The sequence below is a fragment of the Microcystis sp. LSC13-02 genome (genome assembly GCA_002282935.1).
GTDB lineage: Bacteria > Cyanobacteriota > Cyanobacteriia > Cyanobacteriales > Microcystaceae > Microcystis.
On sequence record MTBT01000209.1, the window covers coordinates 1 to 21,777 of the forward strand.

18 protein-coding genes and 2 pseudogenes are annotated in these 21,777 nt (G+C 43.6%); 2 read left to right on the forward strand and 18 right to left on the reverse strand.

Annotated features, from left to right (window positions below; genetic code table 11):
* Nucleotides 1-86: 86 nt before the first annotated feature.
* The 4 genes and pseudogenes from BGL89_RS12595 to BGL89_RS12610 all read right to left on the reverse strand — a co-directional run.
* A pseudogene (locus BGL89_RS12595) lies at nucleotides 87-203 on the reverse strand (type II toxin-antitoxin system Phd/YefM family antitoxin); the annotation flags it as partial.
* Between the two features lie 68 nt (nucleotides 204-271).
* Entirely contained in the window at nucleotides 272-4,876 is a 4,605-nt protein-coding gene (gltB, locus tag BGL89_RS12600) for a glutamate synthase large subunit (protein ID WP_286825994.1), read from the reverse strand.
* Nucleotides 4,877-5,182: 306 nt separating this feature from the next.
* The gene (locus tag BGL89_RS12605) at nucleotides 5,183-6,070 is read right to left on the reverse strand and encodes a succinate--CoA ligase subunit alpha (protein ID WP_286825995.1); all 888 of its coding nucleotides are present in this window, start codon (nucleotides 6,068-6,070) and stop codon (nucleotides 5,183-5,185) included.
* A gap of 100 nt (nucleotides 6,071-6,170) precedes the next feature.
* Nucleotides 6,171-7,355, reverse strand: a complete 1,185-nt coding sequence (locus BGL89_RS12610) for an ATP-grasp domain-containing protein (protein ID WP_286825996.1) — start codon at nucleotides 7,353-7,355, stop codon at nucleotides 6,171-6,173.
* Nucleotides 7,356-7,984: 629 nt separating this feature from the next.
* On the opposite strand from BGL89_RS12610, the gene BGL89_RS12615 reads away from it, so the two are divergent.
* Nucleotides 7,985-8,662, forward strand: coding sequence for a hypothetical protein (locus tag BGL89_RS12615; protein ID WP_286825997.1), 678 nt, complete (start codon nucleotides 7,985-7,987; stop codon nucleotides 8,660-8,662).
* A gap of 53 nt (nucleotides 8,663-8,715) precedes the next feature.
* Here BGL89_RS12615 and BGL89_RS12620 read toward each other — a convergent pair whose 3' ends face one another.
* From BGL89_RS12620 to BGL89_RS12640, 5 genes are all read right to left on the reverse strand, one after another.
* Nucleotides 8,716-9,654, reverse strand: coding sequence for a GDP-L-fucose synthase family protein (locus BGL89_RS12620; protein ID WP_002798500.1), 939 nt, complete (start codon nucleotides 9,652-9,654; stop codon nucleotides 8,716-8,718).
* Between the two features lie 12 nt (nucleotides 9,655-9,666).
* Nucleotides 9,667-10,749: a GDP-mannose 4,6-dehydratase gene (gene gmd / locus BGL89_RS12625; protein ID WP_002798501.1), complete on the reverse strand. Its 1,083-nt coding sequence runs from the start codon at nucleotides 10,747-10,749 to the stop codon at nucleotides 9,667-9,669.
* Between the two features lie 125 nt (nucleotides 10,750-10,874).
* The gene (locus BGL89_RS12630; protein WP_286825998.1) at nucleotides 10,875-11,216 is read right to left on the reverse strand and encodes a TIGR03792 family protein; all 342 of its coding nucleotides are present in this window, start codon (nucleotides 11,214-11,216) and stop codon (nucleotides 10,875-10,877) included.
* Nucleotides 11,217-11,228: 12 nt separating this feature from the next.
* A complete protein-coding gene (locus BGL89_RS12635) occupies nucleotides 11,229-12,116 on the reverse strand; it encodes a ParA family protein (RefSeq protein WP_286825999.1) in 888 nt (295 codons plus the stop codon).
* 15 nt (nucleotides 12,117-12,131) lie between these two features.
* On the reverse strand, nucleotides 12,132-13,187 hold the full coding sequence (locus tag BGL89_RS12640; RefSeq protein WP_286826000.1) for a metallophosphoesterase family protein: 1,056 nt from the start codon (nucleotides 13,185-13,187) through the stop codon (nucleotides 12,132-12,134).
* A gap of 107 nt (nucleotides 13,188-13,294) precedes the next feature.
* Here BGL89_RS12640 and BGL89_RS12645 point away from each other — a divergent pair.
* Nucleotides 13,295-13,453: pseudogene (locus BGL89_RS12645) on the forward strand (peptidase C15); the annotation flags it as partial.
* A gap of 167 nt (nucleotides 13,454-13,620) precedes the next feature.
* On the opposite strand, the gene BGL89_RS12650 reads toward BGL89_RS12645, so the two are convergent.
* The 9 genes from BGL89_RS12650 to glpX all read right to left on the reverse strand — a co-directional run bounded on the left by BGL89_RS12650 (nucleotide 13,621) and on the right by glpX (nucleotide 21,514).
* Nucleotides 13,621-14,295, reverse strand: coding sequence for an MAE_28990/MAE_18760 family HEPN-like nuclease (locus BGL89_RS12650; RefSeq protein ID WP_286826002.1), 675 nt, complete (start codon nucleotides 14,293-14,295; stop codon nucleotides 13,621-13,623).
* A gap of 18 nt (nucleotides 14,296-14,313) precedes the next feature.
* A complete protein-coding gene (locus tag BGL89_RS12655; protein WP_286826003.1) occupies nucleotides 14,314-15,483 on the reverse strand; it encodes a GmrSD restriction endonuclease domain-containing protein in 1,170 nt (389 codons plus the stop codon).
* A gap of 271 nt (nucleotides 15,484-15,754) precedes the next feature.
* The gene (locus BGL89_RS12660) at nucleotides 15,755-15,988 is read right to left on the reverse strand and encodes a hypothetical protein (RefSeq protein ID WP_002756314.1); all 234 of its coding nucleotides are present in this window, start codon (nucleotides 15,986-15,988) and stop codon (nucleotides 15,755-15,757) included.
* Nucleotides 15,969-16,247 (reverse strand): BrnT family toxin, encoded by a 279-nt coding sequence (locus BGL89_RS12665; protein WP_002756313.1) that lies wholly within the window; start codon nucleotides 16,245-16,247, stop codon nucleotides 15,969-15,971. The genes BGL89_RS12660 and BGL89_RS12665 overlap by 20 nt, the downstream gene beginning before the upstream one ends.
* A gap of 6 nt (nucleotides 16,248-16,253) precedes the next feature.
* Nucleotides 16,254-16,736, reverse strand: a complete 483-nt coding sequence (locus BGL89_RS12670) for a RipA family octameric membrane protein (protein WP_286826004.1) — start codon at nucleotides 16,734-16,736, stop codon at nucleotides 16,254-16,256.
* A 434-nt stretch (nucleotides 16,737-17,170) separates the two neighbouring features.
* Nucleotides 17,171-18,457, reverse strand: a complete 1,287-nt coding sequence (locus BGL89_RS12675) for a glutamyl-tRNA reductase (protein WP_286826005.1) — start codon at nucleotides 18,455-18,457, stop codon at nucleotides 17,171-17,173.
* 71 nt (nucleotides 18,458-18,528) lie between these two features.
* Nucleotides 18,529-19,632, reverse strand: a complete 1,104-nt coding sequence (locus BGL89_RS12680; protein ID WP_286826006.1) for an RNA-guided endonuclease InsQ/TnpB family protein — start codon at nucleotides 19,630-19,632, stop codon at nucleotides 18,529-18,531.
* A gap of 4 nt (nucleotides 19,633-19,636) precedes the next feature.
* Complete coding sequence (locus BGL89_RS12685) at nucleotides 19,637-20,263, reverse strand: IS607 family transposase (RefSeq protein ID WP_286826007.1); 627 nt, start codon at nucleotides 20,261-20,263, stop codon at nucleotides 19,637-19,639.
* A gap of 213 nt (nucleotides 20,264-20,476) precedes the next feature.
* Nucleotides 20,477-21,514 carry a class II fructose-bisphosphatase gene (gene glpX, locus BGL89_RS12690; protein ID WP_286826008.1) on the reverse strand — a complete coding sequence of 346 codons (1,038 nt, stop codon included), beginning with the start codon at nucleotides 21,512-21,514 and terminating at the stop codon, nucleotides 20,477-20,479.
* Nucleotides 21,515-21,777: the final 263 nt, after the last annotated feature.

A 21,777-nucleotide genomic window follows, 5' to 3' on the forward strand; every position in this document is an offset into this window, starting at 1 on the left:
ACATTTTAGCATATATTTGATAAATGCGCTAGTATTTAACGGTAAAGCCGTCGTAGAACGACGGGGTTTCAGACCCAAAATTTTCGATGATGACCCTGACGTTGGACAATAACGATCGAGTTTCCCAGTTCTACTTTTTCTAAAACCTGAATAAAATGTTCTTGTGCTTGGGTATAGCTAGTATAGGTGGTGGGGATGGCCATTAATCAACTCCGCAGTCAAAAAATTAATCAATGGGTGCGTTAACCAAGAGTAACGCACCCCAAAGAAATTACACCGAAGTTAAGGTTTTCTCCGCGCTAATTTGCGCTTCGGGACTATCCGCTTCCGAGGGGGGAACCACTTGCCAGAATTGACCGAGATAGCTATCCCAATTAGCTAAAATTAACTTACCCTTGGGGCTATTAGTGCGTTCTACATGGGCCTCAATTAAAGATTTTAACTGTTCCGCACCGGCAGCCGTGCCAACCCGTTGAATCTTGACAATTTCGGGGTTAAGTTTCTCCGGTAGGGATTGGTCGAGGATATAAGCTAATCCCCCTGTCATCCCGGCGCCGACGTTGCGACCGACGGAACCAAGCACAACAATTACCCCACCGGTCATGTATTCACAGAGGTGATCCCCGGCCGCTTCGATAACTGCTTTCGCGGTGGAATTGCGGACAGCAAAGCGTTCACCAGCGCGACCATTAGCGTATAATACCCCACCGGTGGCCCCGTAGAGACAGGTATTACCGATAATAGCGTTATCTTCGGGCTGATAATTGGCGTTTTGGGGCGGTACGATGACAATTTCGCCGCCGTAGATGCCTTTACCCACATAATCGTTAGCTTCTCCCTCTAAATGGAGATTGACACCGGGTAAATTAAATGCTCCGAAACTTTGACCAGCTGCACCCTGGAAATTGAGCTTAATTTCGCCTTCAAAGCCATCATTACCGTATTTTTGGGCAATTACCCCCGCAATTCTCGCCCCGACGGAGCGATCGGTATTGACAATCCTGTAGGTTTTGCTGACGGTTCCCTGTTGCTCGATCGCCTGTTTAATCTCGCTATCTGCTAGAATCTCGTCATCGAGAACAGCGCCGTTACTATGTACTTCCTCGTGCTGCAACCAAGAGCGATCGCTGCGGCCAGCGGGTAAATTTAACAAACAATCGAGATTGAGGGATTCTGTCTTAGTTAAACGAGCATCGGAGCGCACTTTTAACAGATCTGCCCGGCCAATCACCTCATTTAAACTGTGATAGCCTAATTTCGCCAATAATTGCCGCGTTTCCTCAGCCACCAAAGTGAAGAAATTGACCACATGAGCGGGAATTCCGGGAAAACGAGCGCGGAGACGTTCCTGCTGGGTAGCGACTCCCACAGGGCAATTATTCGTGTGACAGACGCGGGCCATGATACACCCCTCGGCAATCATGGAAATGGAACCAAAACCGAATTCCTCCGCACCCATCACGGCAGCCATGAGGATATCCCAACCGGTTTTTAGTCCTCCATCTGCGCGCAAAATCACCCGATGACGCAGTTGATTTTCCATTAACATCCGATGCACTTCCGTCACTCCCAATTCCCAGGGACTACCCGCGTGTTTGATCGAACTTAGGGGTGATGCACCTGTACCACCATCGTGACCAGAAATCTGGATAATATCAGCGTTAGCTTTGGCAACTCCGGCCGCAATTGTGCCGATACCGATCTCGGCCACTAATTTGACGGAAACTTTGGCCCGGGGGTTAATTTGGTGTAAATCGTAGATTAATTGCGCTAAATCTTCGATCGAGTAGATATCGTGGTGAGGAGGGGGAGAAATCAAAGTTACTCCCGGTTTTGAGCGCCGTAACATGGCAATATAGGAACTGACTTTTTTCCCCGGTAATTGACCTCCTTCTCCCGGTTTTGCTCCTTGGGCCATTTTAATCTCTAGCTGTTTTCCACTCATTAAGTATTCGGGGGTGACTCCAAAACGTCCCGAAGCTATCTGTTTAATGGCAGAATTAGCCGTATCACCGTTTTTTAAGCCGTTTAGATGGGGCATAGTCACAGAATGTCCTTCTGTATCCACATCGCTTAAGCTGGTGTAACGGATCGGATCTTCTCCCCCTTCTCCGGAATTGGACTTACCTCCGATGCGATTCATGGCGATCGCTAGGGTTTCGTGTGCTTCCCGTCCCAAGGCACCGAGGGACATTCCCCCTGTGCAGAAGCGTTGCAGGATACTTTCGAGCGATTCTACTTCTTCGATGGCAATTGAGGCTCGATCGCTGTTAAATTCTAATAGATCGCGCAATGCAGTAACGGGTCTTTGCTGTAAGATTTGACGATAGGTTTCGTAATGGTCATATCCCTGTCCGTTGGAGTGAGCGGCCACTGCTTTATGGAGTGCTTTCGCCATTTCCGGGGAATTCATGTGGTATTCTCCCCCCGGACGGTAGTTGACAAAACCGTAGTTTTCTAGTTTTTTGGCCGTAAGATTGGGGAAAGCTTGACTGTGGAATGCGATCGCTTCTTGTCCCACCTCCGCAATGCTTAAACCCCCGACGCGACTGGTAGTACCGTTAAAAGCTAGTTTAACTAAATCTGCCGATAATCCGATCGCCTCGAAAATTTGCGCCCCATGGTAGGAAGATAGGAGAGAAATACCCATTTTCGAGAGGATTTTCAGTAATCCTGCTTCTACGGATTTGCGGTAATTAATTAGGGCTTTTTCGAGGCTAATAGCTTCTAATTTGCCGTTTTCCATCAATTTCTGCGTTTTTGGCTCGATCCACCACTGGGCGATCGTTTCTAACGCAAGATAGGGACAGACTGCGGAAGCGCCATAACCAATTAGACAAGCGAAGTGATGGGTACTCCAACATTGGGCCGTGTCGATAACGATCGAAGCTTTTAAACGCAAGTGTGAGCGAATCAGGTGATGATGGACTGCACCAACAGCTAATAAGGGGGGAATATAGCTAGTTTTTTCGTCAATAGGAGCAGTTCTGTCACTGAGAATTAAAATTTCCGCTCCCGATTCTACTTTCTTGGCGGCCTCAGCGCACAAATTAGCGATCGCAGTTTCTAATCCCCCCGGTCCGGTGGTCAGATCATAAAGGGTAGAAAGTTCGGCTGTTTTGTAGCTAGAGGTTTTAACTTTGGCTAATTCAGCATTATTGAGCAGGGGAGAGTCTAATTTCAGTAAATGTGCGTCATCAACCCCTAATTTAAGTATATTGCCCCGTCGTCCCAGATACATAGTCAGGGACATGACTAAACTTTCCCGTAAAGGATCGATGGGAGGGTTAGTAACTTGGGCAAAACGTTGTTTAAAGTAATCGTAGAGAAGATGGGGTTTACTGGAGAGGACCGCTAGGGGAGTGTCATCACCCATACAGAAAGTCGGTTCTTTTCCCTGTTCTGCCATGGGGACGATAATCATATCCACATCTTCGGCAGTATAACCGAAAGCGGTTTGCCGGGGAAGGAGATTACTAGGAGCGGGAATGTCGATCGCTGTTTCTTTGTCAATAAAGGTGCGTTGGGATTTCACCCATTCACCGTAGGGATTAGATCGGGCAATTTCCTGTTTAATCGGCCAATTACGCTTAATTTCGCCTTTTTCTAGGTCCACTGCGATCATTTGACCGGGGCCGAGACGACCTTTTTCGATAATGGTGGTTTCATCAAGGGGAATAGTTCCCGCTTCCGAGGAAACGACGATATAACCCGTGTTAGTAATGCTATAACGGGCCGGTCGCAAACCGTTGCGATCTAAACAAGCGCCGACGATTCCCCCGTCACTGAATACCAGTAAAGCTGGACCGTCCCAGGGTTCCTGTAAACCGCTATAGTATTCGTAAAAGTCGATAATTTCGGGATAATCCTGTAAATCCGGCTGATTATTGTAGGCCTCCGGCACTAGGATCATAGCTGCTTCTAGGGGACTGCGACCGGTTCTCACCAATAATTCTAGGGCGCTATCGAGGTTATAGGAGTCGCTGTTAGCGGGGTTAACAATGGGAGTCAGGGATTGTAATTCTTCGTGGGTCCAACCTTCCGTTTCTAAAGCGGGTTCCCGGGCCGACATCCAGTTAATATTGCCTAAAAGGGTGTTAATTTCGCCGTTATGACCCAATAAGCGCATCGGTTGAGCGAGAGGCCATTTTGGTTGGGTATTGGTGCTAAAACGTCGGTGATAAATAGCGAATTGACTGCTATAGGCGGGATTTTGCAGGTCTAGATAGAATTCTCGCAGGATTTCGCCCCGTACCATGCCTTTATAGACAATGGTGCGACAGGAAAAGGAACAGAAATAGAAATCATCGGCCAGTTGCTTACCGACTTCAGAACGGGCAATATAGAGTAGGCGATCGAATTGAGAACCGGCTAAATCGGGGGAAGTAACCAGAATTTGCTCGACAAAGGGTTGATTTTCCCTTGCTTGTCGGCCGAGGGTTTCAGGACGGACGGGAACGGTACGCCAACCTAAAATCTTAATATTATATTTATTGACAATTTCCTCGATATGTGCTTTAGCGTCGGCGCGTTCTTGGGTTGCTTGGGGAAGAAAGACCATACCCACCCCTAGACGCTCAGATTCTGGAATATTTAAGCCATTTTCGGCGAACCAAGGAGCGAGGATAGCTCTAGGGATAGCGGTCATTATACCAGAACCGTCACCGGAATCCTGATCGGCGCTGCAGCCTCCCCGGTGTTCCAAACAAGCGAGTGCCGAAAGTGCCTGTTCAATCAGTTGATGGCTACCCGAACCGCGCACATCGGCAATAAAACCGACTCCGCAAGCGTCCCGTTCCTCTACGAGCCATGGGGGACCCCAATAGGGATCGATTTGGTGTATATTGTCGATTTTTAGGTTATTTTGTTGCGCCATAGAAGTTATCCTTACGGTCGTCGTCTAGAAGGGTGGGATAGTTGGTCTGCTGAAAGGGTCAATCTAGAATAGAATTTTTTTTGATCTTGCCGTTTCGATTGTCGCTGATTTTTCCTAATTTTTGCCTGTTGCCATCTTTATCTTGGCCAGTCTGAGGAATCACAGGTGATCTACCATGATATAGTAGCTCTCAGGAATTGTCATCGAAAATCCCCCAGGAAGGATGGGGGGGAGAAACCTTGTTAGGTGCTTATTTTGGCAGAATATTGTCAGATTATAAATATTATTGGAGCAATGGGGTCAAATTCAGGACAAGACTTTAGCCAAAGAGGCAGGTAAATCGGCTAATTTTTCTACTACTGTCACCCCAGCTTCTTGAAAATGACGTAAGCTATCTTTTCTGGTATTCTTAGCGGCAACAGAGTAGGAAAGTTGGTTAGAAATAATTGTTTCTGTATCGCCGAAATTGGTTTCAATCGCTGCATTTAACCCCACAAGATAGGCAATCACTGGTTTTTCGATCGCCGAGGCAATATATTTGGCTGCCTCGATTTCGGCCTTTCCCCCCACCTGACTGACGAGGAGAATTGCCTCGGTATTTTCATCTTCCTCAAAAACCTGCAACCATTGGGACAAATTGGAGCCAATAATGCCGTCAGTACCCAAATTTACCGCCATAGATTCACCATACCCCGCTGCTGTTAAAGTTTTCGCCACTTCATCCCCTATGCGATCGCCGCGGGTGATCAGACCGATTGTCCCCGATTGATAAAAACTGGGTTCACAAATACCCAACCAAAGATAATTGGGAATAATTACACCCTGGCTGCCGGGGCCGAGAATTAATGTCCCGGTGGTACTAGCTATCTTTAATAATTCCACCAGATCCAAGGGGGGAACTCCGGGGGTGACGATAATTAATTGGGGAATTGCTGCTGCGATCGCTTCTAAGGCCGCATCTAGGACTTGATTGGGGGGGACTAAAATTAAACTGGTCTTGATTTCTCCGGCTTCAGCAACGGCCTCGGCCACTAGATCAAACACTGGTATCTCTGCGATTATCTCACCACTGCAGCCACTAGCCACTCCCGCTACTAAACAGGTTCCCTGAGCTTTCAATCGTGCCGCATAATATTTGCCTAGGGGTCGATCGATCCCTTGCATAATTATCTGATCTTTATCTGTCCATTTCATATATTAAGTGTTGGGGTGTTAGGGTGTTAGGGTGTTGGGGTGTTGGGGGATCAGTTGAAATTCCCCCATTCCCCCATCTCCCCATTCTCCCATTTCCCTGCTAGGCTAATTTAATTGCTTCAGTGATTACCTCTTCTAAAGACTCTAACCAATGAAAGTTAACATCGGTTAAACTCTGGCTAAGATCGATCGCTTTGCTGTCAGCTAGGACGCGAAAAATTATTTGTGGTACGGTGGGATTGAGAAAAGATCTGGGTTGCAAGGTTTGTCTTTCCTGTCGGGTGGCCCGGATTGTTCTTTCGCCGCTGCTCCGGCTGGGTGATAATGGGCTATAACTGCGGTAGTAATTGCTAATACTCTCGATCGCTTTTTGGCCAAAGTCGGGATAACTGATAATATCAACGATAACCACTTTTAAATTAGGCAATAGTTGGAATTGTTGCAGACCGGCCTCTATTTGCTCGTTTAATTGCTCTAATTCTAGTCTTTCCTCCAGTATAAGCCATGCTGCCAGTTTTGCCCCCTTGCTGGCTAAGGCATCCCAGACAGTGGACATTAAACCCTGGCCATTACTGATCATCGCTATTAGGCCAGTTTGATCAATTATCGACCAAGGGGATTGTAATTGGGGTGGGGTCAAAGCTAGAAGATCGAGATGTCTAGCTAAAGCGGCATCATTAACACTTATTTTGCCATCTAGGGCCATCACTTCCCCAACTTCGTTGATACCCAGGGGATTAATCTCGATAATATCGAGATCTTTGCTGACAAAGAGACTATACATTTTTTCGAGAATTTGACTGATAGACTCGATCAAAGACCCTCTTAAACCCATAGATACGGCTAATTGCCGACAGAGATAGGGGGAAAATCTCTCTTCGATTACCACTTTTTGCATGGTTTCCAGTAAACTGTCCACATCCATCCCCCCTTGACTCGCACCCAGTAAAACTGGTCTTTGCAGATGATAATCGAGTAAAATGGCTAAAAATATCTCCTGTTGCGGATTATACCGGGCTTCTGCTAGGATTACCTCTGGATATTCTCCGGCGATCGGTAAATGAAAGATAGCATGGGCAGCAGCGATCGCATCGATGGTATTAGCGACAAATCTCACTCCTCCTGCTTTTCCCCGGCCTCCCGTGCGTACCTGGGACTTCAGCACGATAGGATAGGGAATGTTTAATCTTTTTAGTCCTCCCGGTTCGTGGATTGGTTGGGAAGGTAAAATAGGGATACCTACCTGAGCGAATATTTCCTTAGCTTGGTATTCGAGTAAATCCATAATTGATTAATTGATAAAGTGGCAATTCTCTCTTTGCTCGTTTCGGTAGCTTGGGGACCATGAAGATTATTTTAGCTTTAACAGCATCAGCTTCACTGGTGTTGAAGGAGAATATTCTTGGTTTATAGGGGTGGGGGACTTCTAGTGACGGCAATCTCTACAGCAAAAATTAAAGTTAGACGGGATTTGCTATCGTTGACCGACTCTCCAAAAGGAAAACTCCGTACCTCACTATTAAGATAAACGCTCTAGATTTGATCGCGTCCACGCTCCAGATGAATGGTGATGATCACCCTAACTGAGGTTTCTTCAGTTTTTTGTCACAATTGTTACATTTTTTCACAGACTTTAATTCGATCGGGTGATTTTTTTTTGATAGGATTGAACCTATAATTCTCCCAGAAATAGTTGTTGTTCTCCATTAACCGTGCCAAACTAAGAACTGCGGACAAATCAAGAGTTTTGGCGTTTCAATAGACCAGATAAACTAATAACTGGCAATTAGTAGGAAATATCAGTTATTTTTGGCTAAAGTTCTCCTTTTTACCGCATTTTTGCCTGGGAAACAAACCTTTTTCTGCTTTCGTCTCTGTCTTTAATTCGCTCCCACTAGGAAACTCAAGGGTAAGATGCTAAATTTTCAAAAGCAGGGTCGTCATCATCCTCTGACCCTATTAACAATGCTTTTAAGTGCTTCTTTCGTTGTGGTCTCCCTCTCCTTGACTCCTGCGATCGCACGTCAATTCGCCCCAATTAACCCGATTAAACCGATTCCTTTGGGGAATGATCGATTAATTCCTGCCGGCACAGACATCCCTGTAAAATACGAGCAAGGGGAAAAAATTCTTTTAACCAAACAAGAAACTTTTTCTTTATCTTTGACCGTAACTGATAATATCAAAAATTCCCAAGGACAGATAATTATTCCCGATGGTAGTCAGATTATCGGAGAAATTAAACCCAATGGTCAAGGTTCGCGTTTTCTATCCCAAAAAATCTTTTTAAAAACCCGTCAACCCCAAGAAAAATCTATTGATGCTATTTCAGCAGTTTTCACTCGTCTAGAAAGGATAATTAAAGGAGTTAACCCCGACAAAATTATTCAGGGTGCAGTATTAGGAAAATCGGCCGCTTCTGTCCTCGCTTCTTTTACTTCTGACCAACCGGTTAGCGAGGGATTATTGCGAGGAGGGGGATTAGAAGTATTAGCCGGTTGGTTATTACGAGGAGAATCGGTGGAATTATTGTCAATTAACCCCAAGGAAGATTTAAAATTAACCCTTCGTTCTGATTTTACTGGTCAGTAACCTTAAAAAATTATGGTGTGTTAGTTATTTATCTAACACACCATAAATATAACCTAGGCGGCGTTTTGCCGATACCATTCAATGGTTTTCTGCAAACCTTCTTTAAATTCCATTTGGGCAACAAAACCGAATTTTTCCTTAGCGCGGGTTGTATCTAAACAGCGTCGCGGTTGACCATTCGGTTTATCTATTTCCCAAACAATTTCGCCATCAAAACCCATTAAATCACAGATTAATTCAACTAAATCCTTGATAGAAATCTCATAATTTGTACCAAGATTAACCGGGTCTGATTCATTATAGAATTGACTGGCCATGACAATGCCTTGCGCTGCATCGGTGGAGTAGAGAAACTCCCGGGTTGGACTACCATCTCCCCAGACAGGAAGTTGTTTATCCCCCCGTTGTTGTGCCTCATAAACCTTGCGAATTAAAGCAGGAATTACATGGGAACTACCCGGATCAAAATTATCCTCTGGCCCGTATAAATTCACCGGTAAAAGATAAATTCCGTTGAAACCATACTGCAAACGATAGGACTCTAATTGTACCAATAAAGCCTTTTTAGCGATACCATAGGGCGCATTGGTTTCTTCGGGATATCCTGACCATAAATCGTCTTCACGGAAAGGTACTGGAGTAAATTTTGGATAGGCACAAATTGTCCCCACACAGACAAATTTTTGCACTCCTGCTAGATAGGCAGCGTGAATTAATTGGGTTCCCATCATCAAATTATCATAGAATAATTCGGCGGGTTTTTCCCGATTGAGACCGATGCCTCCCACATGGGCTGCCAAATGGATAATTAAATCTTCTTGGTCGGCTAAACGTTGACAGTTTTCCCAAACTCTTAAATCACAATCCTTTGACCGAGGAATTGTAATTTTTTCGGGATTTGCCCCCGCTGCAATTAATTGATTAACTACTTGCCGACCTAAAAATCCGGCCCCCCCAGTGACAACGATTCTTTGTTCGCTTAAATTCAGCATATTTTTACCTCTTTAATCCACAGTTGTCATTGAACGATTGCGAAGATAAGCCAAATCTTTTAATAACTGTCCGCTATCACCACCGTTATTAAGATTAATCCCCAAAGCCGCTAAATCCGCATCTACCATTAATTTTACCAGTCCCTCGAACGTTACCGACGGCTGCCAGCCTAATTTCTCTCTGGCTTTTGTGGAATCTCCTATCAATAAATCCACTTCCGCCGGACGCAAATAACGTTCATCAAACTCCACATAATCCTGCCAATTTAAATTAACGTATTGGAAAGAAATATCGAGAAACTCCCGGATAGAATAGGTTTCATTTGTCGCCACTACATAATCATCCGGTTCTTGCTGTTGTAACATTAACCACATCGCCCGCACATAATCCTTAGCATAACCCCAATCCCGTTTAGAATCGAGATTTCCTAAATAGAGTTTTTTCTGTTGTCCGGCAATAATTCGGGCCAAAGCGCGGGTAATTTTGCGCGTGACAAAAGTTTCTCCACGACGGGGGGATTCATGGTTAAATAAAATGCCGTTACAGGCAAATAAGTCGTAGGATTCCCGATAGTTGACCGTTTGCCAGTGACCGTAAACTTTCGCACAAGCGTAGGGACTGCGGGGATAAAATGGCGTGGTTTCTTTTTGGGGAACTTCCATGACTTTCCCGAACATTTCCGAGGAACCTGCTTGATAGAAACGGACTTCGATGCCGGTTCTTTTTTGGTAATCCCGAATTGCTTCTAGTAATCTTAAGACCCCCACCCCCACAGCATCGACGGTGTATTCTGGGGCATCAAAACTAACTCGCACGTGGGATTGGGCCCCTAAATTATACACTTCTACCGGTTGCACTTGTTCGAGGATACGCCGCAGGGTCGTGCCGTCGGTGAGGTCGCCATAATGAAGAAATAATTTAGTATCGGGCTGGTGGGGGTCAGTGTAGATATGATCGATGCGATCGGTGTTAAAGGTTGAGGTACGACGGATGATACCGTGGACTTGATAACCTTTTTCTAATAATAATTCGCTCAGATAGGAACCATCTTGGCCGGTGATGCCGGTAATTAGGGCGCGTTTAGCTTCAGTCATCAGTAATTTACCTAATCGGAAAGAATAAAGACCAGGGCAGGGTCTGATTGCTTATAGCACACTTTAGCCCCTCATGACAAGTTTGGCTAGGTTGACAGGGGACAAAAAGATGAATTGATTTTTTATCAGGTCCCCATAGATTCTAAATTGTTCTGACAATTTTCTCGGAATTTTCTGACTTGAAATTCCTTGACTTTGGTTAATTGATAATTATCTTTTCCCATGGCTAGGGAAAATTTGGCCTCGGTGTCATCAAGTAAATTTTGGGGGATAGCTTTCCACTGTTCTTTCGTTTGCCAATGGACAACGATAATTAATTCTTCCTCGATGGCGGGATTAATCCAAATTTCTTTACCTAAAAACCCCGCTTGTTTTGCTAAAAACTTTGTCCAAATTTTTTGATCTTTTTGGATAAATTTTTCCCTAGCTTCGGGTTTAACTTGAAATTCTAACCACTCAATGACCATAGTAATTATCTCCTATTTTTTGGCTTTCATCAAGAATTCTTCTGTGAGTTTCATAAAAGCTTTGGAACCACTAGAAGAGGGCATAGCTGCCACCGCAGGCACGAACATATCAACAGCTTTAGCTACATTAACATCCATAGGAATCGCATTAGCAAAAATTTGATGGGCTTGAAAATCCTGTTGTACCCGGCGCATGACTTGATTATAGTAGCGACTGAGTAGGCCACCACCAGAAAGAATAAAAACTATACCGAGTAAACCGGGGTTAATCGGTTCGGTTTCTTGATGACTAGCTTTCAGTTTAACTATTCTTCTTTCTAATAGCTGAATGCCGACAATTGATAAAGGTTCTGGACGGGCAGGTAGTAAATAAAAATGACTGCTACATAGACCACTACGAGTTAAAAGATTATAGCCTGGAGCGCAATCCATGATAATATAATCGTAACGGTCTTGAATGGGATCAATGATTTTTTGAATTAAGATTCTTTCTAGATTATTCCAAGCATGATCAAAGCCTAAATCTTCCTGTAAAATTGCTTGGTGGTGCAGGTTTTCTGAGACGACATATTCATCATAAAGTTCGATGTCTCCTGGCAGTAGATCTAAGCCTTGTATTTCACAGACTGAAGGGACAATAATATCATCAATAGTTAATTTATTGTAGGGATTGGGTTTGATAATTGCTTCTAATAAATAGCTTAAAGTGCGTTTTTTGCGACGCAGTTGAGCGAATTCGTGGGGAGACATTAAGCTAAGAGTCGCACTGATTTGAGCGTCTAAATCGAGGACAAGGACTCGTTTTTGCTGAAATTTAGCTAAACAGGTGGCAAGGTTGACGGTCAGGGTAGTTTTTCCTACTCCTCCTTTCATATTAACGGTGCTGATGACAGTGGCCATTATGGGAATTCCTTTCTAGTTAACCGATGGAATATCTCGACGTAAAACTTGCCCGTTAGGAGCCATAATCAAAGGAGGTAAACTGGTAATATTGATCGCCTCTTGGGTTTTCATGTCGTAGGTGGTGTAAACTGTTTCCTGTTGATTGGGATTAATATCGACAATTGTTAGGGTTTTTCTGGGCGCTTGTTCACTGTTCAATAACCGTCGCGGTCCACTGCCTAAAGCTCCCGCGTGTAATAATTGTAATTGCCCCCGTTTACCCGGATAGTAAGCGTGAGCGTGGCCACTAATATAAGTATGCACCTGATGGCCCTCTAAAAAGGCTCTTAATTTCTCGGCATCGGCTAAATAATCCCCCGGTCGATTTCTGCCCACGGCAATACCGTAGAGGGGTAAATGACCGATTACTAGCCGCATTCTAGCATTTTTAGCGTCGCTACTACTCAAGTTTTTTGCTGCCCAATTTAGTTGTTCCCCAGAGATTAAATGAGTGGAGGCATCCCAAACTAGATAGAATATACCATTTTGAGTGAAAGTATAATAAAAAGGAAAGCCGGTTTTATCGATAAAATTTAAACTTGTATCATGTTGGGGGTTTTGCCAATAATCCAGGGCTAATTTTCTCTCTTTAGCATAGATAAATTTTCCTGCCGATAAAGCTCCAGAAGCGTCATGATTACCGATGGTAAAACCAAAAGGTATTTTAGCAGCTCGCAGGGGTGCGGCGATATGGCGATCAAAGGCTGACCACATGGCGTTAATTGCTGCCTCTGTCAAGCTGCTTTTTTGTCCTGCCACCATGTCGCCACCACAGAGGACCAGATCGGGTTTATTATTGATAATTAAGGGGATAGCTCGATCGATTTCGGGATCGTAAGTAGTGGAACCGTATTGACTATTAAGGTCACTAATCACGATTATCTTGACTTTTTTCGCTTTTTGTGCTTGTTTAACAGCCGACTCAGGGGGATTTTTGGAAGTAACAGGCTGTAAAATTTGATGAGCGCAAGCTGCCAAGCTAAAACCGCCTAAACTGCCACTGAGCAGCAAAAATTTACGGCGTTGCATAGGCTATCAATCTCGTCTTTAATTGAGGTCACGTCAGTTATTGTAGCAATTTTTGTCCCTTCGATCGCTTTTTTGTTGATCATCCTAATTAACTATCAGGAGATAACTTGACAATTCTCTTAACTTCTTTTGCGCCTTGGTTATGCCATCACTGTAGTAATTCCTCTGATGATTTGTTAGTATCTATTCAAGATAATTATGCAAAAAAGCTTTTATTTTTGCGTCAACTTCCCGTTAATACCCATCGAGCCAGTGAACGAGTTATACTAAATCCGTTGAGTATAGGCTACATATCAAGACAGGCACTCATGCAAGAGGCACTAATGCAAAGGGGAGAATAAATAATCAGTTTTTAATAACTGGATTTAGTATTCCACTCAAGGATGCGTTAACTTAAAGCACCCGACCAGATTGGCGATCACACTATTACCTGCTATTTTTTACAAAATGTTTCATGTTTAAGACCAGACAACATTTTCAATCGGATTTCGTACATCAAATCTATTACCAAATTCTTAAATCTGACATAGACTTGTTGGTCAATCCTCTCCTCTGGTGCTAAATCACCTCCATGAGCTACAGCATTGCGTAACCGCAGAAATAACTCTAAGGATTCCTTTAAATTAGGATTCGGATGTGCATAATTCTTCCAATGTTCTGGAAACTTTTCAAGTGCAAAGCTCTTGAGTAATTTGTTTAAGACGTTGAAACCAACATTACTCTCGGTATTAACAACTCTTGAAATAGGGCAGCTATCCCTAGCGTGAAACTCTTTAAGTGAAGCAAAAAACCTTACTTTTTTATTGTCATTTGTAGGATATTCCTTAAACTGTTTAAAGGAGTTTTCCATGTGGTGAATAACTATTTCATCGCAAAAATCATGAAGATCTCTGCCAACATTATTAAGTTCATCAATATAGAGGTTTAAAGATTTTTGGATAAAGCTTTCCCATAAAGAATAAATCATCGATATTGATTGAGTTGAGAAAATGTCTTGATGCTTTGAAGATAGAGAGTACCTTCTCGTAAAAATTGCTCTCTCAATTTCGAAAAGAACAGATATTCTCTCTTCAATAATCTCTTGCAATGCCCTATCAAAATCATCCATAGCCTATTGCTAAGTTTATTATTGAAAAATTTCATCTACTCTTTTAAGACGATTTCTAATCCGACTTCTACTATTAGAAGCGGTTCCAGAATATCTTTTGAAGTCGTTGTCACTTTTTAATTGTGTTATCTTTGATTTCAAAAGTTCAAGGTTTTCAGCATACGTCTCGATATTTTGAGCAACTCCGATTAATATCCCCTCAAAATAAGCTGGAACAAATAAGTTTCTCTCGTTTCTAAATATCTTGTTGTCTTCTATTTTGTAAATTAACTCTAAAACTCTCATGATGAGAGATTCATAAACATCATATTCAAAACTAGCGTTCTTAACAGTTTTCTCCATAAAATAGTTTAAAAACTTCTCCATATTTTCATTAACATTTTCAGCATTTTTGTAGAAAGCAAAAAACCTAAGAACTAATTCTTGATCATATAATTCATTAAGTTTGCCATTACTTAATTGAGTAAGAGATTTGAAAACTTCGCTTTGACTAACTTTTAGTAAAAGCTCGTTAAGCCTGGGATTAACCCCTCGATAAATTGCATTTCTTATCTCCTGTGGAGTTAATTTTGAACCTCCAGAGTTGAGTCTTTTGAACAACTCATACTTCATGGAGGTACTACTTTCTCCTCTCAAAATTTCAACTCTACAAACAGCCCTTTTCAAGTTTATTTTTAGATTTGTTGGAAGATTGTCAATATTAAAGCCTTTCAAGCTTTTAACTAATCCTCCTTCTTGCAAAGTCCATTTATTTATAGTTTTTCTCTCTCCAGTTTCTTCCCCGTTTTCCTCATCAATTTCTTCTTCTTCTTCTTCTTCGACTCCTGATCTGTCTATATCTTCTTGATAGTCAATTGTCCATCCACTACCTTTTAGTTCACCAAAAAAACTTATGAAAGTAGAAACACGTTGCAATCCATCGACTAATTCCCATACACCGTTTTTATCCTCGGCCACAAATATTGGAGGAATTGGAATCGAGAGTAGAATCGATTCTATAAGTGCAGTTTTTTGTGCTTCTGACCATCGGAATAATCTCTGATACTCTGGTCTAATTATTAATTCATTATTTTTGTAGAGGTTGATCAACTCCCCAAAAGAAATGTCAAGTCTATCAGACGACAGCCTTTTTCTCTCATCTGAGACTGCTTTTTCGAGTAAGGCTACTTTTTCTGCAAGGTTTTCCATATTACTCAGGCTTAGTATGCTTTTCCAAGTATAACAAGCTAACAATGGAATTGATGACGACTCTGTGAAAGAGAGAACTCAGTTTTTAACAGCCTAACTATCAATTATACCGCTCCCTGCGGTCCCACACCCTCCTCTATCCCACTTCCATCAGTTAAACACCCCCTCAATTTGGGCATAATTACCGCAGAAGGGTTTCTAGTATTCCACTCAAAAGGTGCGTTAACGTAAAGCACCGCTAACTTTAATAATGATGGATTGCTAATTATACTCACTGCTGTTGTTGTCTGACATAAGCATCTACAAGATTACGAATCAGGGATTGATAGGAAGCATTATGACGTTGAGCTTCCCGTTTAAAATACTCAATACTCTCCTTAGAAAATTCCATCGTTATCCTGACAGTATTTTGATTCGGTATTAGCTGCTCTGGTGGCGGTAAAAAGTCTTCGACAATTGTCACCTTACCAATCGGTTTTGCGGGATCAGGGGTTATGTTCTTCATAGAATTTTCTCCATTTACGCCATTCAGCTGCGCCAAATATACGAATCACTCCATCGCGGTAAGTAAAACGCACCGTTAAAACCCGGTCTTTTACCTTACCAATACAAAACCAACGTTCCTCTGAGTCACTATGTTGGACATCATGGACAATCAAACGATGTGGATCGAAAAACGCATATTGAGCAGTCTCAAAGTCCACACCATGTTTAGCCTTATTGTCAGCCTCTCTTCGACTATCCCAATCGAAAGTGCTTGTCATGTCACTCTAGCATATTTTAGTTTGTGTCGCTAAGTATAGAAAAATGAACCAGAAAATCAAAAACAAAACAGGAATAGAACGAACCGGGAAAATCCCCCACCAATGAATCCAAGTATGTTTATTGTCAAGAAACCTTTCTTTAAAAGTAAAAATATTTCCTAAATAATTATCCTCCTTAAGGATGCGTTTTTTTTCTGTCTTAAGTTGATTCATTGCTTCGATAGCCGCATAAAGCGAAACTCCAATAATACATGATGTCAGAATCCCTAGTATTGGTAAAAATATAGATAGAAACCCAAGTCGATAATCATTATTACCAGAAACTGCAAATGCTGCCATCAAAAAAGACTGGGAAGTGACATACCAGTTCATTCGATTGGCAATCAGATTGTGTTCACGATGGATCTCTTGGTCGATTAATCCGTAATACTCAATCGATTTGAGATTTTCCTCGTCATTCCACCATTTTTCTTGCTCTTGATTACCCATTAATTCATCTCCCCATATAGCTTATTGAATTGAACTAAATCACCATCTTAAGTAGGTGGTTGGAATTAAATATAAAGATGGATCTCCTTGAAGGACTTGCTGCGACTCAATTTCCTAGAAAATTAGTTGCCCCCTATTTTTAGTTAAATTGAATCAACAACGATTATCGAACCATTTAATTAGCACATGGCATAAAAGCAAGCTGTGACTGGGTTCTAATTCTTGGAGATGTCCATTAATTATACCGCTCCCTGCTGCCAACTCCGGCACTCATGGACAGTCTTAACGAGTAATTTAGAAAGTCAACCTCTTAGTGGTCTGTCAATCTTGAAATTGTGGATAGGGGAATCCGGCAAAATTATCCGCTCCCAGTCCCGCAAAATCACCTTGACAGACCAATAGAATCGCCCTTAATTTTTGTCAATTGTCGGCCCCTAACTATATTCCTCCCCGACACTGAGATTAAAGAGCATTTGCAGGGATTGTAAACAGCGCTTCCGTGCTTCGATATCCTGTTGGGCGCGCAGTTGTACCATGGGTTCGTGAAGGATTTTATTGACGATACCGCGGGTCATCGCTTCGATAACTTCTTGGTGTTTTTCGGCGAATTCCGTCCCCAAACGGGAGAGGGCCTTTTCTAATTCCTGTTCGCGAATATCTTCAATTTTGCTTCTTAAACAGCTAATTGTCGGTACAGTGTCCAAAGAACGCCACCAAAGCTCGAAAGCTTCCACTTCCTGCTCTAGGAGTGCCTCTGCTTCCCTGGCCATCTGACGGCGACTTTCCTGATTGGCGGCAACCACCGCTTTGAGATCATCGACGTTAAAAGCTTGCACTTGTGCCAATTCCTTCACGTCGGTATGGACGTTGCGGGGAACGGAAATATCGATTAACATCAGGGACCTAGCAGAAATCGTCACTTCTGTCAATAAAGTTTTAGTTAAAATTGGTTCCGTGGCTCCGGTACTGGTAAAGACGATATCCGATGCCGCTACGATAGCCATCATCTCTTCTAAGCCATATAGTTGCAGCGGTAGGTGAGGAAATTCACGGGCCAACTCCTGGGCCCGTCTTTGGGAGCGATTAACGATCGCAATTTGCTGAGAACCCTTAGCCAGAAGGTGAGTAACTAATAATCGGGACATTTTCCCTGCCCCGATAATAGCGATTTTCTTGCTGCTGAGGTCTGCCACCTGAGCATGGGCTAACTCCACCGCCGCCGAACTGATCGATACGGCTCCCGTGCCGATGCTGGTTTCCGTGCGGACGCGTTTACCGGCAGTCATCGCTTGTTTAAACAGGCGATCGAGTAATTGACTAATAGTATTGTACTTCTGGGCTAATTTATGGGTATTTTTAACTTGAGCGAGAATTTGCCCTTCACCGAGGACAAGACTTTCTAAACCGGCCGACACCCGCAGCAGATGACGGACAGCATCCTGATGCAGCAGGGTAAACAGATAACGACGCAGGACATTAAGGGGAATATGCCCGATTTCAGCGAGAAACTGGGTAATTTCCACCACACCCTTTTCCGTATCCGTAACCACGGCGTAGATCTCCAAACGGTTACAGGTACTGATAATAGCCACCTCTTGGATATGGGGATAACCCTTGAGGTGGGTAAGAGCGGACTCGATTTTCGCTTCCGGGATACTCAATTTTTCGCGAATTTCCACAGGGGCTGTCTTGTGACTCAAGCCCACTACAGCAATATTCATTTATGTTCTCCTACAAATGTTGCTCAGGCTACAAAAATTATTGATAAAGATCAGTGCGTTATGTGCAACATTTAACCTAAGCAAAGCTGAGTATCGCTACCCAAACCTTGAAAAAGTACGGCATCATCCCGAAAGATGACGGCTGTTGCCTGCAAAGCACGAAACATTATATTCCGTGCGCCGTGCCAATCTCTTGGGGCTTGATAACCACACTGAGGGCACTTAAAAGTTTTTGAACCACCCAATTTTTCGTGGATATGACCACATTCCGGGCAAGTTTTTGAGGTATAGGACTCGTTACAACGAACCACCAAAACTCCCTGTCGGTTTGCCGCCTGCTGTAAGTGTTGAGCAAATCGGTAATGACTCCAGGTTAAGAGGCTGCGTACCGACTTGCGCTGAATTTTTCTAGTGGACTTTGAACTCATTTGACTTGTCTCAAAGGTCGGTAAAAAGATTACCTTATAGTGCCTTACTAGAAAAGAAGCAGTTTTGGCATGAAGGTCTTTGACTAAGTTTTGGATACGACCCCGTAACCGACTAGCGGCTTTACGCATTTTATAGCGTTGGCGTTGTGACTTCGATGTGCTAATCCTTGAACAAAGTTGGTCGAGATGCAGGCAAAGACGATGTATTGCTCCGATGTCTTTCCCGCCAACTTCCAAGATGGTTTCTCCGTCATAGCCCGTCAAAAAAGTTCTTACGCCTGGGTCTAGGGCAATCACTCGCTTTTCAAGAGTCACCTGAACAGGTTTTAAGGTCGGAAAACAAGCAAACCATTGATGACGACAATAAACTAATTGAGTGCCGTACTCGCAAGCAGTAGGAATTTCTTGGGGAGAAGTAAAGGATAGTCCTTTAGTTGCTCTCGGATACCAAGTCCCGTTCTTGAAATTCCCTGGCTTAAATTTAATTACCTGAGAGGTGGCACGACAGGACTTAAAACGAGCCGAGCCATTATTGGCCAATGCTTGCTGATAAGCGTCACAAGCGTCCGCCACTGCCTCTTGAAGTTGATGTCCTGGTAACGCCTTCACCCAATCTGGTTTGGGAAAAGAACGCAGGGTGGCTTGCATCTCGTAGATATTAGGCTTTGCTCCCGAGCCAAGCAGGTCAATCGTCTGGTTATAGAGCCAGCGATAAGCCGCTAACCATTGTTTCCAGACCTTGTGCAACTCCTTAGAGGGAAAGACCCTGATCCTTGAGACACTGTTGGGCTTCTCCTTGAAGGAGCGATTGCGTGGGTTCTTCTTGTAGGATTTTTTCGGCTTGCTTTTGGTATTTTCGCAGTCCGTAAAACCTAGCAGAGAAACAGTGGAGGATGGACAAAATATCTTGGATGAGTTCTTCCTGGGGAGAGAGCTTAGATTCATTGAGAACCACGAGTTTGCATTCACATTGCTCACAGAGCCACTCAATAAGGGGGAAACCGAATCGAGCCAGCCGGTCTGGGTAGGCAACGGCAAGCAGTGCGACATTTCTTTGATGTATTCGCTCCAGAATAGAGAGGAATCGCTCCCGTTTAAAATTGAGTCCGCTTCCAATCTCTGTAATAATTTCGGCTCTGGGATATTTTGAGCGTAGAAATTCAGCTTGTCTTTCGAGGTCGTCCTTTTGCCCGTGAGTGGAAACTCTGGCGTAACAGATAATGGACTTACTTTCCGGCTCGTAGTCTTCGAGACAGTAGCGGCGTTGTCCTCCTGGGGTACGGATACTTTTGATTTTTCCGTCTGATTCCCATCGTCGAAGGGAGGAGATACTGACCCCAAGTAATTGGGAGGCTTCTTTCGGTGTAACATATTTCATTTTGCCACAAAATCTAGTCAAGCAACTCTATAGTAGTAGATAAAGATAGATTTGGCTATGTTTTATGAGAATTTGGGGTACTAGCAACTACCTCTCTAATTGTTGCAATTTAGTCCCCATCGGGATGCAAATAAAAGATGTTTGAAAAAAAACTTTATATATTTTTACCAATGGGGGCGAGGTGAGCCATACCCACCCCACCGGGTCAGAGAATTATCTCAGTTGAATGTATTTGGGTTGGTCGAACAGGTGAACGGTATCGACAAAGCGCGCGGTTTTCGATTGGGTGGAGATAACCAAGCTTTGGGTACGAGCGCCACCATGGAAGAAGCGTACCCCTTCCATCAGGGTGCCGGGGGTGATCCCACAGGCGGCAAAGAGGACGGTTTGGCCACTGGCTAATTCTTCGCAACCGTAAACGCGATCGGGATTGGTGATGCCCATTTCTTGCAGACGAGCGATATTACCCTCTCTGCTTTCGCCGATTAAACCGGTTTTGACCACTTCGGGATCATAGATTAATTGTCCCTGGAAGTGACCGCCTAGACAACGCATAGCCGCCGCCGAGATTACCCCTTCCGGAGCGGCACCGATACCCATGAGAGCATGAATATTAGTTCCCGCAAAAGCGCAGGAAATAGCGGCCGATACGTCACCATCGCTGATCAGACGAACTCTGGCCCCGGCGTTGCGGATTTCTTGGATTAATTCCTTGTGACGGGGACGATCCATAACTACTACCACCAGTTCTTCGATCGAACGATTGAGACAATCGGAAAGGACTTTCAGGTTTTCCGTCGCCGATTTATTAATATCCACATGACCTTTAGCTGCCGGGGGAGCGGCTAATTTTTTCATATAAAAGTCAGGAGCGGCGAATAACCCACCTTTTTCGGAGATCGCTAACACGGCCATAGAACCATTTTGACCGTAGGCAACCAAGTTAGTGCCTTCGCAGGGATCGACGGCGATATCGATTTCGACTAATTCGTCGGGATTACAATATTGTTTGGCATCGAGTTGGGTGCAGATACCCACTTCTTCGCCAATATAGAGCATGGGAGCTTCGTCTCTTTCCCCTTCTCCAATAACGATGCGACCGCGCATATGGATTTTATTCATCCGTTCGCGCATCGCTTCTACAGCGACGTGATCGGCGGTATTTTTTTCGCCTTTACCCATCCACTTCGAGGAGGCAATGGCAGCCTGTTCGACCACTTCGATAATTTCTAACCCTAGCGTACTTTCCACTCGATGATCCTCCCTACAGCTGATCTATATTTATCTAGTGAGTTTGTTTCCTTAACAGTCAAAAGTCTATCACCAGACGGGGATCATTCTTAAGTTTTTATGCAGATCATCTGGAGGAGACTGGTCTAGCTAGGGAGTTTTTGCCGGCACTGTCCCCTCCATCTCAGTTATGGATAGTTAGTAAAAGTATAGTCAAATATAGACAGACTGAATTCCATTTCAGAAATTCCCTTCACTTTTACTTCGAGAGATTGATTCTCCTT